Source organism: Bacteroidales bacterium (assembly GCA_022647615.1).
Lineage (GTDB): Bacteria > Bacteroidota > Bacteroidia > Bacteroidales > UBA932 > Egerieousia.
In genome coordinates this window covers 1297928-1313987 of sequence record JALCKZ010000001.1, presented here as the reverse complement: position 1 = coordinate 1313987, position 16060 = coordinate 1297928, and the positions used below count along the sequence as shown (strand labels likewise).

13 protein-coding genes are annotated in these 16060 nt (G+C 41.5%); 4 read left to right on the top strand and 9 right to left on the bottom strand.

Features of this window, described 5'->3' with window-relative positions:
* Positions 1-87: 87 nt before the first annotated feature.
* Positions 88-1875, top strand: a complete 1788-nt coding sequence (gene sppA / locus LKM37_05715; GenBank protein MCI1720497.1) for a signal peptide peptidase SppA — start codon at positions 88-90, stop codon at positions 1873-1875.
* A 110-nt stretch (positions 1876-1985) separates the two neighbouring features.
* Here the strand turns inward: sppA and tilS are convergent, their stop codons facing one another.
* The 4 genes from tilS to proS all read right to left on the bottom strand — a co-directional run bounded on the left by tilS (position 1986) and on the right by proS (position 7081).
* Complete coding sequence (gene tilS / locus LKM37_05710) at positions 1986-3551, bottom strand: tRNA lysidine(34) synthetase TilS (protein MCI1720496.1); 1566 nt, start codon at positions 3549-3551, stop codon at positions 1986-1988.
* Between the two features lie 87 nt (positions 3552-3638).
* Entirely contained in the window at positions 3639-4685 is a 1047-nt protein-coding gene (locus LKM37_05705) for a DUF3078 domain-containing protein (GenBank protein ID MCI1720495.1), read from the bottom strand.
* A 55-nt stretch (positions 4686-4740) separates the two neighbouring features.
* The gene (locus LKM37_05700) at positions 4741-5496 is read right to left on the bottom strand and encodes a hypothetical protein (protein MCI1720494.1); all 756 of its coding nucleotides are present in this window, start codon (positions 5494-5496) and stop codon (positions 4741-4743) included.
* A 106-nt stretch (positions 5497-5602) separates the two neighbouring features.
* A complete protein-coding gene (gene proS, locus LKM37_05695; GenBank protein MCI1720493.1) occupies positions 5603-7081 on the bottom strand; it encodes a proline--tRNA ligase in 1479 nt (492 codons plus the stop codon).
* Between the two features lie 89 nt (positions 7082-7170).
* Between proS and LKM37_05690 the strand changes: the two genes are divergently transcribed.
* Complete coding sequence (locus LKM37_05690) at positions 7171-8637, top strand: hypothetical protein (GenBank protein MCI1720492.1); 1467 nt, start codon at positions 7171-7173, stop codon at positions 8635-8637.
* A 91-nt stretch (positions 8638-8728) separates the two neighbouring features.
* Positions 8729-10258, top strand: coding sequence for a hypothetical protein (locus LKM37_05685; GenBank protein MCI1720491.1), 1530 nt, complete (start codon positions 8729-8731; stop codon positions 10256-10258).
* Here LKM37_05685 and LKM37_05680 read toward each other — a convergent pair.
* From LKM37_05680 to lpxD, 5 genes are all read right to left on the bottom strand, one after another.
* Complete coding sequence (locus LKM37_05680; GenBank protein MCI1720490.1) at positions 10255-10965, bottom strand: WbqC family protein; 711 nt, start codon at positions 10963-10965, stop codon at positions 10255-10257. The two genes, LKM37_05685 and LKM37_05680, sit on opposite strands and share 4 nt — an antisense overlap.
* Positions 10966-11008: 43 nt before the next feature.
* Positions 11009-11803: an acyl-ACP--UDP-N-acetylglucosamine O-acyltransferase gene (lpxA, locus tag LKM37_05675; GenBank protein MCI1720489.1), complete on the bottom strand. Its 795-nt coding sequence runs from the start codon at positions 11801-11803 to the stop codon at positions 11009-11011.
* Positions 11804-11862: 59 nt separating this feature from the next.
* Positions 11863-12396: a 3-hydroxyacyl-ACP dehydratase FabZ gene (gene fabZ, locus LKM37_05670; protein MCI1720488.1), complete on the bottom strand. Its 534-nt coding sequence runs from the start codon at positions 12394-12396 to the stop codon at positions 11863-11865.
* A gap of 92 nt (positions 12397-12488) precedes the next feature.
* The gene (locus LKM37_05665) at positions 12489-13409 is read right to left on the bottom strand and encodes a UDP-3-O-acyl-N-acetylglucosamine deacetylase (GenBank protein MCI1720487.1); all 921 of its coding nucleotides are present in this window, start codon (positions 13407-13409) and stop codon (positions 12489-12491) included.
* Between the two features lie 60 nt (positions 13410-13469).
* Complete coding sequence (lpxD, locus tag LKM37_05660) at positions 13470-14468, bottom strand: UDP-3-O-(3-hydroxymyristoyl)glucosamine N-acyltransferase (protein MCI1720486.1); 999 nt, start codon at positions 14466-14468, stop codon at positions 13470-13472.
* 222 nt (positions 14469-14690) lie between these two features.
* Between lpxD and nusA the strand changes: the two genes are divergently transcribed.
* Positions 14691-16052 (top strand): transcription termination factor NusA, encoded by a 1362-nt coding sequence (nusA, locus tag LKM37_05655; protein MCI1720485.1) that lies wholly within the window; start codon positions 14691-14693, stop codon positions 16050-16052.
* Positions 16053-16060: the final 8 nt, after the last annotated feature.

The following is a 16060-nucleotide window of genomic DNA, read 5'->3' as shown; positions in this document are numbered from 1 at the left end:
GCAATCGCAAAAATACTATTCCGCACACTGATTTACAATTTTATTTTCTAATTTTACATTTCATTTCAAAACAAAAAACAACCTTACATGAATAATTTTTGGAAAACTTTTTTAGCCGCGCTTTGCGGAACATTGGCTGCCCTTTTTGTCTGCATGCTTATGTTTTTTGCATTTGTAGGTTCAATTGCCTCACTTGCAGAAAAGACAGAACCTAGTGTCCCATCTTCTGCAATTCTTAAGATAGACTTATCTAAGCCTGTTGGCGAAAGGACTCAGAATGACCCGTTTAAGGGATTCAACCCGGCAGCATTCCAGTTTAATATCTCCAATGAAGGTACACTTGGAGTTTATGATGCCGTACGTGCAATCAAAACGGCAGCAGATGACCCCGCTATAAAACTTATACTAATAACAAACTTGGATACTCCAAATTATGGAGTTGCAAATATGGAAGAAGTTAGGAAAGCGCTGGCAGATTTTCACGACAGCGGAAAGCCCATAATTGCCTACGGCATAAATTGTTCGCAAGGAGGCTATTATCTTGCATCAGTAGCTGATAAAATCTATATAAATAAAGCCGGCACTGCTCAAATTGTAGGTCTTGGAACAAGCATGATGTTTTTCAAAGATTTGCTGGACAAGCTTGGGGTACAGGTAGAGCTTATAAGGCACGGAAAATACAAATCTGCTGCAGAGCAATATGTTAAGAGTGATATAAGTCCGGAAAACAAGGAGCAGAGTCTGGCAATGTTAAACTCTATATGGGGCACGTGGGTAAAGGCTATTTGCAAAAGCAGGAATATTTCACCTGTAACTTTCAATGATGAAGTAAACAATTTAAAGATTTGGGATGCGGAGTCTATGGTTGCCAACAAGCTGGCTGACGGCAGCGTAACAAATACAGAGATGACACAAAAACTTTGTGATTTATTTGGCGTCAAAGAGGATAAAAACTTAAAGTACGTCTCCTTGGCAGATTACGCAGCCGCTAAAGTTAAACCAGATACAAAGTCAAGGAATAAAATTGCAGTTTTATACGCAGAGGGAGAGATTACAATGAGCGGAGCCGATGGAATTACTGCAAAGGATTTATGCCCGGTAATCAAGAAGTTACGCAAAGATTCATCTGTCAAAGCCGTTGTATTCAGGGTCAATTCTCCAGGCGGTGAGGCACAGGCAGCAGAGGTTATCAGAGAGGAGCTGCAGTTGCTAAAGAAAGTTAAGCCGGTTATTTGCAGTTATGGAGAGTACGCTGCAAGCGGCGGCTATTGGATTTCTGCACAGGCAAATAAAATTTTCACTGATGCAACTACTCTTACAGGTTCAATTGGAGTATACTCACTTGTATTCAATTACGGGAAAGGACTTAAGGAGCATTTAAACATTAATACGGTCTCTTTTGGAACGAATGCACACTCAACCATGTCTTCCGGTATTTCTCCTCTAAAACCTGAAGAACAAATATATATGCAGCAGTTTGTGGAGAAAATTTATTCACAGTTTACAAGTATAGCTGCCGATGGCAGAAAACTTCCTGTTGCCTATGTAGATTCAATAGGACAAGGCAGGGTTTGGACAGGAGAGCAGGGAATCCAGAAAAAACTTACAGATTATATCGGAGGCCTGGACGATGCTATTGCTTTTGCAGCAAAATACGCAAAGCTAAGCAGTTACAGAGTTGTTGAATATCCTTCAGTTAAAACAATGGAGGAGAAAATAATGGACAAAATTTCAGGCAGCGAGAGTGATGAGGCTTCTGCAAAAATCCTTACCGATCCTGAGGCTTTGATTAAGAAGGCATATTCCAGCCTTACTAAGTACAAAGGCGTAAAGACCTATGCCAGACTGCCTTACATTTATGAATTCAATTACTAACATTTCTGTGTTAATGTAGTAACCATTGCTGAACAACATTAACATAAATGAAAAAACAGAAAAGCCGGAGAATACTACTCCGGCTTTTTTATTTCATAATTTATTAGAGGTTAAATAATATCAACTATCAGAACTTTTGTTGTTTGAGATGTGACTTTATAATGGTCATCAATCTCAAGGCCTGGCAAACAGATTATTTTGCTGCCTGAAGAAATAATTGGAACTACCCCCTTGAAGAGCGTATCCATCTTCTTGCCGTTGAGATAATCTGCAACATTCTTTGTGCCGTTAAAACCGTAAGGGGAGAATTTATCTCCATCTTTTAGTTTCCTGCAAATTAGCTGATTAGGAATTTTATCCGCATCCAGCAGAAGGCCCTTTTCACTTTGTGAAATGCCAGCATTGTTCTCTGCAATTCTCAAATGGATTGTCTTTCTGCCATATTTGAACTCATAGAAATCTGAGAACTTCTCAAGCTTTCTATCGGGAATATTATCCAGCACGCTCTTATAATAAATCTTTAAATACCCTCTCTCTGCTGCAAGGACATAATCATCTGATTCAAAGATTTTTGTACTGATGCCGTTTTGAGGTTCCTTTACGCTCCCTTCACTTAAAATCAGCCCTGAGTCCAGCTCATCCTTTTTGACAAAACGGCTGTGCTCCTGCTCAATCATAGCCTCCATCAGAACAGAAATATCATCTATCTGCGTAATGTTGAATCCATAATTTTGCAGAATTTCATACATCCAATATTTGTGATATCTCTCTTCTTTCAAGCTCACGATAGGCATTGCCGTTATCATGTACTCCTTTCTAAACCCAAGATAATCAACACCTGACACTCCATCCGCATTTACGCAAAGCTCCTTCATTTTCTTTTGCGCCATCTCGTTCACTATGTCACAAGTCATAGTGAAGTATTTGATATCCCTATTCAAAATCCTTATTACCGCAGGATTTATTTTTTCCAGATGAGGCATCACTTCATTGCGAATTCTATTGCGCGCAAATTCACTCAGCCTGTTTGTTTTATCAGTCCTGTACTTTATTCCATTCTTCTGCGCATATTCCTCTATTTCTGAACGTTGGAAAATCATAAGAGGTCTTATTATGCTATAGCCGAATGTATAATCATGACGGAAAATGTCTCTCTTTTCTCTTATCCCCTGCAATCCTTTAATTCCGGTTCCGCGGACAAGATTTAATAACAAAGTCTCGGCATTATCATTTGCATTATGAGCAACGGCAAGATAATTATACTTATGCTCTGTCATCAGCTTGTAAAACCAATTATAGCGCAAATCCCTGGCTGCCATCTCTATAGAAAGAGAGTGCCTCTTTGCATAATATCTTGTATCAAATTTTTTAACGTAAATTTTAACGCTGTGTTCCTTTGCCCACTTCCTCACAAGTTCCTCATCTGCATCACTATCCTTGCCTCTTAAAGAGAAATTTACGTGAGCAATGGCAAGATTAAAATTTGGATATTCAGGAGAATCTTTAAGGAAAGATAAGTCATAAAGAAGGTTGAGAAGACACATAGAATCTACCCCTCCGCTCACCGCAACAAGTATGCTCTCAGATTCTTGCACGGAAAACGTTTCAAAGTGTTTCCAAAAATCATAGCGGAATTTTTTGTTAAACCGCCACAGACTTTCATCCGCTTTTTTCATAAGGCAGAAGTTTAAGGTTGAGGCAGAAGTTTAAATTCTACACTAGGTGCGTCAAAATCACGCCCTTAGTATGCAAATATACCTATTTTATTTTTTAAATGAGCCAATTGTGTATGAAAAGTTGAGGCTGAAGACCTCTTTGAACTGTACCCTTGGACACTGATATCCATCTTTATTGGCTATTAGAATGTTATCATCATATATCAAGTTTGTCCTCAAAGATGCCTTCAAATACTTGTTAAATGCGTAGTCCAGCTGCACATCCCAGTAAACCTTGATATTCTGCGGTTTGCCCATATAATCAGAGAAAAGGGTAAGCTGCGTTCCAACTTTAAAATCTTTAAGAAGTTCTTTCTGCAAAGTTGCCTTAAGCTGAGCTCCAAGCTCCCACTTTAACATCTTGTCATAATCATTGCCGTACTTTACACGTATCGTGCTGTCTGCGTTGACAATTACAACACTTGCAGTTATTGGAGAGAAGTTCAAAGAAAACACCTTGCCCGCTCCCGGCTTGTAATCCATACCTATACCAAATGTAAGATAAGCCGGCGCAAGAAACTTGGAAACTTTCTTACCAACATTTGAAGAATTATACTCAAAGCCGGGACTGAACTGGGACCTGAAGTTCACATTTGCAGAGAAATATAACTTCTTGTATGCCTGATATCCCCACTTTGTATCTAGAATAATTTTATCATTAGATTTTCTGTAACCAAGATCAAAAGATTTTACAAAGCCATACTCCATTTGCAGTCTGTTCTCCCAATACATCTTGCCTTTCTCATAGTTTGCCATTGCATTGACATAAGCATTCAGGGCAAGCGAACCGGTACCTCCGGCAGCCCAATTGGTAAGAGAAACCTGCGAAAATCCAATCTCATCCAAAACGCCTGTAGTCCAGAATTTTGGAGGAGCAACCGGTTCATAATTTATAACAGGAACAGGATACTTTGCGCCAATAACTCTGCACATTTCCTGCTCCTTGTTAAGGCCGCTTGGAACAAATTTGATTGTGTCTTTCCTCTTGATTGTATCGCCAAAAAAGTCCACCTTAACTCCGCCCGGCTTATCGGTCTTTTTCCCCTTTGTTTTGTTCTGAGCAGATAGGGAGAACGGAATTAGAGCAATGAGCAAAAAAAATAGAAATATGTATCGGCGACCTCTCATTTACTTTTACTTACAGAAACTCCTATTTGTGTTTATCATCTGATGAGTATTTCTCAATATCACTATTAAGCACATCATCAGATTTGTATTCAAATCCAAGACGTTTTCCCGTCTTCATTCTTGCATTGTCTATCTTTTCATTAATCTGCTCAACGCTAGAGACTTTCATAACATCAAACGGAGGGACAAGAAGGTCAAAAGACATTGAATAAAGCATTGCGCTCTCCACAAAATCAGTCAGTTCTTTCCTGTCCAAAGTAACTTTTCCAAAATCTCTGGTTCTTCTGCGCGGTTGTCTTTTTCCCTCTACAAAGAAAGCCTTGTCTTTGTTTACAAATATTCTGGCTATCAGGTATCCAAGATCATCGTCCCTGTCATACTTTATGGAGTCATACAGGAAATTGTAGACATTTATAATTCCGCAATATGAATTAAAAGGAGCCTCCTTTGTATACGGATTATCCCATATTGCATGATTGCGGTCAAACTGGAAAACATCCTGGTGCATGCTGAAAATCAGCACGTCATCTGCAAATCTAAGTTCAGCCTCAAACTTTCCGCGGTCCCTGTAGTTAAGTTTTACCCTCTTGCTTAAAGTTGTCCCCTCTTTCTCCTGTTTCTCATCAAGAACATCATTAAAATCATTGCTAATCTCTCCAAGCAATTCTTTAAGCTGATTGAAAACTTCTAGCACAGAGTCAAATACAGCAGATTTAATATTTGACTTTGTTATTAAATTATTAATTATTTGCTCCCTTGCAGGTAAAGGATTATCCATGTCTATTTCTGTTATTTAATTATAAATATCTAAGTATTAATTCGTTGTAAATTCACTTATCTTTTTGCATGCAGCTCTAATGAGCTCTAATAAGCTCTTGCAAACTCTAGTAAGCTCTTGCAAAAATTACTCTTTGATGGGATGGCTTGCCGCTATAAACGCACTTGCCCTCCTCTTTCATAACATAAGAATCTATCGGGATGCACCTGATAGTTGCCTTAGTTTCCTCCTGAATCTTGGCCTCAGTCTCTTTTGTTCCGTCCCAGTGGCAAAGAAGAAATCCTCCCTTCTCTATCTGAGTCTTAAATTCATCCCAAGTATCCACCTTATAAATTTTACTCTCTCTATAAGCCAGCGCTTTATTGTAAATATTCTGCTGGATTTCATCCATAAGATTTTTAACTCTCTCTACCACACCTTCCGCAGACATGCTCTCCTTTGTAAGAGTGTCTCTGCGCGCGACCTCTACGGTGCCGTTCTCCAAATCCCTAGGACCTATCGCGATCCTTACCGGAACACCCTTTAGCTCCCACTCGGAGAATTTAAAGCCGCTGCGGACATTGTCCCTGTCATCAATTTTTACGCTGATTCCAAGTTTTACAAGTTGCTCTTTTAGTTCATTCATCTTTGCAAGCACCTTCTGCAGCTGCTCCTCATTATTGAAGATTGGAACCATAACTACTTGTATTGGAGCCAATTTAGGAGGCAATACCAATCCGTTGTCATCTCCGTGAGTCATCACAAGCGCACCCATAAGGCGCGTGGAAGAGCCCCAGGATGTGGCCCATACGTACTCCAGCTGCCCCTCTTTATTAGCGTATTTTACGTCAAAAGCCTTTGCAAAATTCTGACCAAGAAAATGGGAAGTACCCGCCTGCAATGCCTTGCCGTCCTGCATCATTGCCTCTATGCACAACGTATCAAGCGCTCCTGCAAATCTCTCGCTCTCAGACTTATGCCCAACGACAACCGGCATAGCCATAATATTTCTTGCAAAATCCGCATATACATGAACCATTTTAGTTGCCTCAGCGATAGCTTCTTCCTTGGTTGCGTGGGCTGTGTGCCCCTCTTGCCACAAGAACTCTGCGGTGCGCAGGAACAGCCTTGTTCTCATCTCCCATCTCACAACATTTGCCCACTGATTAACAAGGATAGGAAGGTCTCTCCATGAGTTTATCCAATTCTTATAAGTGCTCCAAATGATTGTCTCTGAAGTTGGTCTGACAACCAATTCCTCTTCCAGCTTTGCCGTAGGGTCTACAACAACTCCCGGACCGTCAGGATTAGCCATTAGCCTGTGATGAGTTACCACAGCGCACTCTTTTGCAAAGCCGGCCACATGCTCGGCCTCCTTGCTTAAGAAAGATTTTGGAATAAAAAGAGGAAAATACGCGTTCTGGTGCCCTGTATCCTTGAACATCTTGTCCATGTTTGCCTGCATCTTCTCCCAGATGGCGTACCCATACGGTTTTATAACCATACACCCTCTAACTGCTGAATTTTCAGCTAAATCTGCCTTTACAACAAGGTCATTGTACCATTGGGAATAATTCTCGCTTCTAGATGTTATCTGTTTTGCCATGCCTATAATTAAAGTTTGGAATAATTTTTGATATCTTTGTTAATAATAACGGCACAAAAATACAAAATTTATTTAACGCAGGAGGTAATATGAAAAACAATGCTTTACTACTGATGGCAGCCGGAGTTCTTGCCCTGGCTTCGTGCGGAACCGGCAGCTATACTGCAAACAATAACGGCGGCTACAAGAATAGCATATACTATTCTGGTGAGCCTGGTGCTGCAAACCAAACTTACACAACTACTTCTGAGAAATCAGACAATACAAACGTCAGGGATTTGCAGAGCAGAACAAACTATGCTCTGAACAAATCCAAGACTAGAAACATATTTGGCTCCGGAAGCAATGCCAAGACAATTGATACCGTATATGTTGGTGATACCAACGTAGTAAATATCAATTATGATCCTAGCGTTGATTACGCAGTTGTTGACAGCTCGGAGAGTTATGAGGAGCGTCTGAGAAAATTTGACAGCCCTTCATACACAATCAACATTCAATATGATGATCCATGGGATTATAATTACTATAATCCTTTCTGGAGCTACAACTACGGCTGGTACAGGCCTTATGGAATTACTTGGGGCACAGGTTGGTATAACCCTTGGTGGGGAATGTACTATTCATGGACTCCAGGCTGGGGCTGGAACTTTGGCTGGGGCTGGGATCCTTGGTATTATGGATACGGCTGGGGCTGGAATTACGGCTGGGGCTGGGACCCTTGGTACTACGGAGGATACGGCTACGGATATGGCTGGGGCTGGGACAATTGGGGACCAGGACCGGGCAGATGGAATGACCGTTACTATGCTAGAAGAGATGGCACAAATGAATACTACGGCAACAGAAACGGCGGCGGCGGTGGCGTTGGAGCTTACGGAAATAATGCCGGCGGAAACAGGTCAGTTGGAAGCGCTTACAGAAAAGACCCTACGATGGGAGTCATCAGAGGCAATAACGGCGGAGTTATGACAACCGGCAACAGAAACGGTTCTTCTTACAGAGGTGTCGGAACTTACGGCGGCAACAGAAAAGGAAATACTAATGGAAACTTTAACGGTACTAGAAACGGTAACGTAGGAGTTTACGGAGGAAACCGCAGCAACAATGCAAACAACGGTTCATCATACAGAAACGGTACGGTATCAAGCAATGGTGCTGTTTACAATAACAATGCAGTCAATACAGGATACGGCAGGAACGGAGGAAACAGAGGCGTAGGAACTTATGGCGGCAACAGGAGCGGAAACTCTATGTACAGACAACCTCAGCAAAATGCTAATTCCAGGAACGGCGGCTATTCAACTGCTCCTTCTAGAAATATTTTCTCCAGAAGCACTAATGACAATTCCGGCTCTTCATACAGGAGCAATCCGTCAAGCAGCAGGAGCACCTACTCCGGCAGCAGGTCTTCCAGCCCGTCATACTCCAGTCCATCATATTCAGGCGGAGGTTATAGCGGCGGAAGCCACTCTTCAGGTGGTGGCTACAGCGGCGGCGGATATAGCGGCGGCGGTGGCGGAGGCCACTCAGGTGGTTCTTCTACCAGAAGGTAAATCAACAAGTTAACAATTCTTATCCCGACAGGAAACTGTCGGGATTATTATAAAACAAAACTAGAACAAGGTTATATTAATACCATACGCAATGAGAAAAATTTTTAGACTGTTTGTGTGCTCGGCTCTTTGCCTGACAACAGTTAGTGCTTTTGCACAGAATGATTTTACAGCATATACGCTTTCTAAGTGGAATCCGGAGGGAACTGCAAGAAGTGTTTCCATGGGAAATGCATTTACGGCACTTGGCGGAGATCTTGGAGCTATTGGCATAAACCCTGCAGCATCAGGTGTTTACAGATACAATGAGGTTACATTTACCCCTTCATTTACTACAACTTCCATTGAGTCCCATTTTCTTGGAAACCAAACCAAAGAGAGCAAGACAACTTTTGGAATTTCAAATGCGGGCGGTATTGCAAACCTTAATACGGGAAGAAAAAATTATGGTCTTGTAAGCTGGGATTTTGGCTTGGTTTACAATAAGGTTAACAACTTCAACAGCAGCACATCTGCAAGAGGAACAAACAACGGTTCCAGCTATCTTGGAGATGTTGCGGCATATGCAAAGGGAATCAACGGCTACAGCATGGATATAAATGATAGTCAGGACCCTTACAGCAACTACAGTCCTTCTTTATGGCCATCTATTCTTGCATGGAACACGTCGTTGCTGGATACGCTTAGCGGAGCACCTTCCACTTTTGTTCCAACCACAATGAACGGTTCCGCATACGGCGCTACAAATCAATACTATAAAAAGAGGACTTTTGGCAATACATCAGAAACTGATTTAAACTTTGGCTTCAATTTCAGCAACAAGTTCTACATTGGAGTTAACATGGGCATGATGAATGTATGGAACAAGGTGGAAGAGACTTATTCAGAGGATGCTGCAGGCACTTTTACAAGCGGCTTCAACTACTTTGAGCAGTACTACCATCAGACAACATCAGGAAGCGGAATCAATATGAAATTTGGTTTCATATTCACTCCTACCAATTTCTTAAGAATTGGAGCTGCTGTTTCCACTCCTACGTGGTATTACTTGACTGACAAGTACTATTGGAATATGAGTTCCGGATTTACAGGCGGTTACAGCGCAAATCTAGGTTCTCCGCAAGGCTCTTATGACTACAAGGTTACAACTCCTTTCAAATACAACGTCGGAATTGCATTTACGTTCCCTCAGGGAGCATTCTCTTTAGATTATGAAGGAACAGATTATTCCCAGATGAGAATGCATGAGAGAGGCGGCGATAACTCAGGCGCATTCAGAGATATCAATGATAACATGGATAATTACTACAAACATGCAGATGTAATTAGAGCAGGTTTGGAGGTTAACCCTATTGAGAACTTCTCTGTAAGAGCAGGTTTCCAATATGCTAACAGCGGCATAAAAAGCTTGGATATAGACAATTACGTTGGCTCTCTCGGACTAGGTTATAATGACCCGAGCGGATTCTTTGTTGATGTTGCTTATATGCAGAACATGAAGAAGACAACTGCCATTTATGACGCCGGAGACTTGGTTGCCAGCTACATTGGTAATCAGGCATCTGCACCTTTCAAAGCTAATACCTGGAAGCTGCTTATGACATTCGGATATAGATTCTAATTTTTTAACAGATAAGTAATTGCGTTCGGACCCTCGTTAAAGAGCAAGTCCGCAACGGATAAATTTGGGATGAAGCCCTGCTTGGAGGAGAAGACCTGCCAGTAGGGCTTTTCCATTTGCAGCTGTTTAAGAAGAGAGGGCAACTTGCTTTTTGGATGAATAGAGCTGCGGAAATCTGCAATTTTATATGTGACAGATTTTGCAATAACATCTGCAGGACGTTCCTTTTCATAATCAGCAACATAATCTGTCGTGAGCTTAATATTTGCTTTGATACCAGTCATTTGCAGCAAATATTCCAGGAGTTTGCGATTTAAGTCAAAGAGATATTTCTCTTTTCCATCTAAGATTTTGAAAAGGTCATCTTTATAGAATTCAAAGAACGGGGAGTTCATGTACGCAGCTTCTAACGCCTTCTCATGCAGAGGAATCCAGGCTTCATCATAATCTATTTCTATCTCCCTGATTGGAAGTTTGTGCGTAAAATCCGCGCCGCCGCGCCTCACAGGAACATTTAATACCAGCGGACCATTTGCGCTGTAAATATAACAGCGGCTTCTGTATGATTGCTTTTGGAAAATTTCGCAAGCCTCTATAAGAACCTGACTTGCAGATGAATTTGCGATTGCGGCAAAGTATTCCACCGGCGGAAGATACGCCGTGCTGAGAACACAACAGTCATACTCATATAATCCATTGGATTCCATCTAGATGCTAACCAGTAATATAATGCCGGATATTTTATAAAGCCTACTCTTCCGGGGCAAGCTTTGGATCATATTTGATTATGCCTCTCTTGGATGCGGCAATAAAATCTAGAATAGTTCTCTTCTCTTCTGATTCCGGGAAGGTCTCTTCAACTTTTCTGCACGCAGCTGAAACATTCATACCTCCCTGATATATAACCCTGTAGATATCTCTGATTCTCTCTATCTGCTCTATTGTAAAACCTCTTCTCTTAAGACCTACTATGTTAATTCCGCAGAAAGAAAGCGGTCTTTTGCCCGCCATTGCATAAGGAGGAACATCTTTGCCGACCATGGAACCTCCTGATAACATGGAGTGTGCTCCAATCTTGGAGAACTGGTGCGCAGCAGAGGCGCCGCCTATAATAGCCCAATCATCTACATCCGTTTCTCCGGCAAGTCCGACGTAACTAACTAATATAACGTGACTTCCGACCTTGCAATCATGCGCCACATGAACATAAGCCATAAGAAAAGTATTATCCCCTATTGTGGTTTTTAATTTTCCGCTGGCCGCCGTACCGCGGCTTACAGTACAGAACTCCCTTATCATCACATTGTTGCCAATTTCCACATAGGACTCTTCCCCCTGGAATTTCAAATCCTGGGGAAGCGCTCCAATTACCGCCCCGTTGAAAATTTTGCAATTTTTGCCAATCTTAACAAAGTCATTAATAGTAACATACGGGCCTATCCATGTTCCGTCACCAATTTCCACATGTTCTGCTATCATGCAGAAAGGACTGATAACCACATTTTTACCAATTTTGGCATTTGGATGTACAAAAGCGTTCTCCATAAATATTATTTTATTCTCTATAGTTAATTCAGCAAATATGAGCTCTTGCTCAAATCTTTCTATCTGTTCTTAATTACCTGCGCAACCATATCACCCTCGCAGGCAACGCTGTCTCCAACCCATGCCTTTCCGCTCATGCAAACAAGAGAATGTTCAAGCGGCTGAGTAATAATAAGTTTGAAGACTACAACATCTCCCGGAACAACCTTCTTCTTAAACTTAAAGTTGTTAACCTTTGCAAAGTAAGTGGAGTATTTTTGAGGTTCATCTACGTTTTTCAGAACAAGGATTCCGCCTACCTGAGCCATAGCCTCAATCAATAAAACTCCAGGCATTACAGGCTCTCCGGGAAAATGTCCCATAAAGTAAAACTCATTTACTCCTATTGTTTTTATTCCAACAATAGAATCACTTTCTAGTCCGATTATCCTGTCAACCATCAAAAAAGGAGGACGGTGAGGCAAAAGGTTTTTAATTCCGTTAATATCTACAACCGGCTCTGCATTTGGATCATAGTGAGGGACTTCCATTAATCTTTTTTTAACCTCTCTTGCTTTTTCTTTCTCTTTCTGAGCTATTTCTTCTAGTGACATAATAATTTTCTATTAATATCTTTATAATCTAATTATTCCAAACATAAATTGTATTGCCAGCGCGGCCATCAATCACACGCATGGCCGTCAAATTAAAACTGCTTAAGAGCAATGTCTCTCAGTTTCTTAGCCATTTCCGTATTTATAGAATGCCCGCTCTTAAATGCCGTAACTTTTGCTTTAATAGGATAACCCACCAAAGAAAAATCCCCAAGAACATCCAAGAGTTTATGCCTTGCGCATTCATTTGGAAATCTTAGAGATATATGGCTCAGGTAGCCCTCCGGCACACGCTCTATTCCCGGCATATTAAACAACTTTGCCAAGTGGTCAAGTCTCTTTTGCGGAATCTCATCATCTACAATTACAATTGCATTGTCCAAATCCCCGCCCTTAATCAAGTTTAGCCTTAACAGGGGCTCTATTTCATTGAAAAACACGAATGTTCTGCATGGCGCTATCTCACTTGCAAAATCCATCGCCGAGTCAAATCTAGCATCTTGCCTTGCTAAAACCTTGGAATTGAACGCTATAGTCAAATCTACAGAAAATTCATCTGAAGGTTCTACAGTTATTATTGAGCCGCTGCTATTGCGACACTCTATTTTTTCTTTGATTACCAAATACTTGCGTGGCGCAGATTGCTCTGCCAAACCATCTTTGGAAATTGCATCTGCATAAAACTTGGCGCTGCCGTCCAAAATTGGAACCTCTGAAGAATCTAGTGAAATAAGAGCATTATCCACGCCCAGACCATATAAAGCCCCCATCAGATGCTCCAGCGTAAGAATTTTGATTCCCTTTTTCTTAAGAGTCGTACCACGTGATGTAGAACTGACATAATCAACCCACGCCTCAACAAGCGGCGCATCATCCTTCATGTCTGTCCTCTTAAATCTTATTCCAGAGTTCTCAGGAGCCGGTGCAATGGTCATAGAGACCTGCTTGCCGGTATGAAGCCCCTTTCCCTGGAATGTATAAGTACCCTTTAGTGTATGCTGGTTTGTGTACATCTGCGCGGTTTTAGTAACGTGCAAATATACTAAATTTTACCTGCAAATTTTAGAATTTGGCTACTTCTTGTTAGATAAATTCTTGAATATGGCGTAGCACTTCATAAATGTTCTGTAATCAAATGCAGGAGATCCCATGACGCCTTTCTTCCCTTCCTCATCTTTGATTGAGCCCTGAACACCGGCCTGAGCTGCAATTCTTGCACCGTCAGCAACGGTTATATGCCCTGAAATTCCAACCTGCCCGCCAATCATGCACTGCTTGCCAACTTTAGAAGAACCTGCCACTCCAGACTGCGCAGCCATTACCGTATTATCTCCAATCTCGACATTATGAGCTATTTGAATAAGATTATCCAGCTTAACTCCTTTATGAACAACTGTAGCGCCCATAGTAGCTCTGTCAACTACAGTATTTGAGCCTATCTCAACATCATCCTCCAAAATTACAATACCGGTCTGAGGTATTTTCTTATATGACCCGTCGGGAGTAGGAGCAAAGCCAAACCCATCAGAACCAATCACGACGTTCCCGTGTAAAATGCAGTTATTGCCTATTTTACACCCGTCATAAATTTTGACGCCAGGATACAAAATGACATCATCTCCAACTGTAACATCATTCCCAATATAGACCTGAGGATAGACCTGTGTCCCCTTTCCAATCTTGCTGTGCTTGCCCAAATATGAGAACCGTCCAAGATAGGAGCCCTTCCCCCTCTTGGCACTCCATGCCATAAAAGAGAGAAAAGCTCTTCCGCTCTTCTTGCTCTTTTTGAGGGAGTTAAGAAGGTCAAGCAAAGATGCAACCGCCTGATATGCATCATCTACAACAATCAAGGTAGGAGCAACTTTTTCCTGCGGCACCAGCGATTTGTTAACAATGACAATACCCGCCTTGCTGGTCAGCAGATAGTGCTGATACTTAGGGTTTGCAAGGAAGCAGATATTATTGGGCTTCCCGCTCTCTATTTTTGCCACAGATGAAACCTTAACTTTTGGGTCGCCGATAATTTCCCCTTTAAAATGCTGTGCAATCAGCTCTGCAGATACTTCCATAGTCGTCTTTTTAATTGCAGCAAAAATAGTAAAAAAAAGCGGTTTTTTTTGGAGATGAAGAATTGTTTGCATACTTTTGCCGCCGTAATGAGAATGAGTGAGATAAGGGGACCGCAAAGTCCCCTTATTTTGTGCAGATTACTCAAGGTTTTTCAAAAGCGGCGGACTAAAATCTGTCGGGAACTTTAAAAAGAATATTAATAAATTAAAAAAATCATAGACATGGAAGGTTTAGAATTAGCTCCGTTTTTTGCGGAATTTAAAGAGCGCAAAGGCATTGACAGAGCAACACTTATGAGCGTGCTGGAAGATATTTTCAAGACCCAGCTGGCCAAAACTTTCGGGACTGCAGACAACTGCGATATTATTATCAACATTGATAAGGGAGATTTGCAAATCTGGCGCAACAGAAAAATTGTTGAGACCGTTACAGACCCGACGTTGGAAATATCTAAGGCAGAGGTTGATAAGATAGATCCCAAAAATGATTATGAAGTTGGAGAGGATTACACGGAGGAGGTCCGCCTGGATTCTTTTGGAAGAAGGGCAATCCTAAATCTTAAACAAAATTTGTCCGGAAGAATAATGGACATTGACAAAGCAAACTTGTTCAACCTGTATAAAGATAAAGTTGGAGAGATTGTAGTTGGAGAGGTTTACCAGGCCTGGAAGAAAGAGGTGCTTGTGCGCGACGAGAATGACAATGAGCTGCTTCTGCCTAAAACAGAGCAGATTCCGTCTGACTTCTTCCACAAAGGAGATTCCATCCGTGCGGTTGTATCCAAAGTGGAAATGAAGAATAACACGCCAAGCATTATACTTTCCAGAACATCACCTGTATTTTTGGAGAGATTGTTTGAGCAGGAAGTTCCTGAAATTTTTGACGGTCTTATCACAATTAAAAAGATTGTGAGAATACCCGGAGAGAGAGCAAAAGTTGCCGTTGAATCTTATGATGACAGAATAGATCCGGTTGGAGCTTGCGTTGGAGTAAAAGGGTCCAGAATCCATGGAATTGTTAGAGAATTAAGGAATGAGAATATTGATATAATCAGCTGGACCACAAATATTCAGCTGCTTGTACAGAGAGCTTTGAGCCCTGCTAAAATTTCCACAATCAAAATCAATGATGAGGAGAATAAAATCTATATCACGATGGATTCATCTCAGGTATCATTGGCTATTGGAAAGGGCGGCAGCAACATTAAACTTGCAAGTATGCTTGTAGGAAAAGAAATTGAAGTATTCAGAGATGTTGAGGGCGATGAGGATGAAGATGTTTTGTTGAGCTCATTTAGCGACGAGATTGACCAGTGGGTTATTGACGCGCTGCGCGGAATTGGCTGTGATACAGCAAAGAACGTATTAGCACTTTCAGATAAGGACATCATGGAGCGTGCGGATTTGGATGAAGAGACAGTTCTTGATGTTAAGAGAGTTCTTAAGGCGGAGTTTGAAGATGAAGCTGGAGAGTCTCAGCCTCAGGAAAATAACGATACTGCAAAGGAGAGCGAAACAGCGGAAGATAACAAGACTGCGGAGAACAGCGAGCCTGCAGAAAACAACGGCGGCAAAACTGAATAACACGCTAT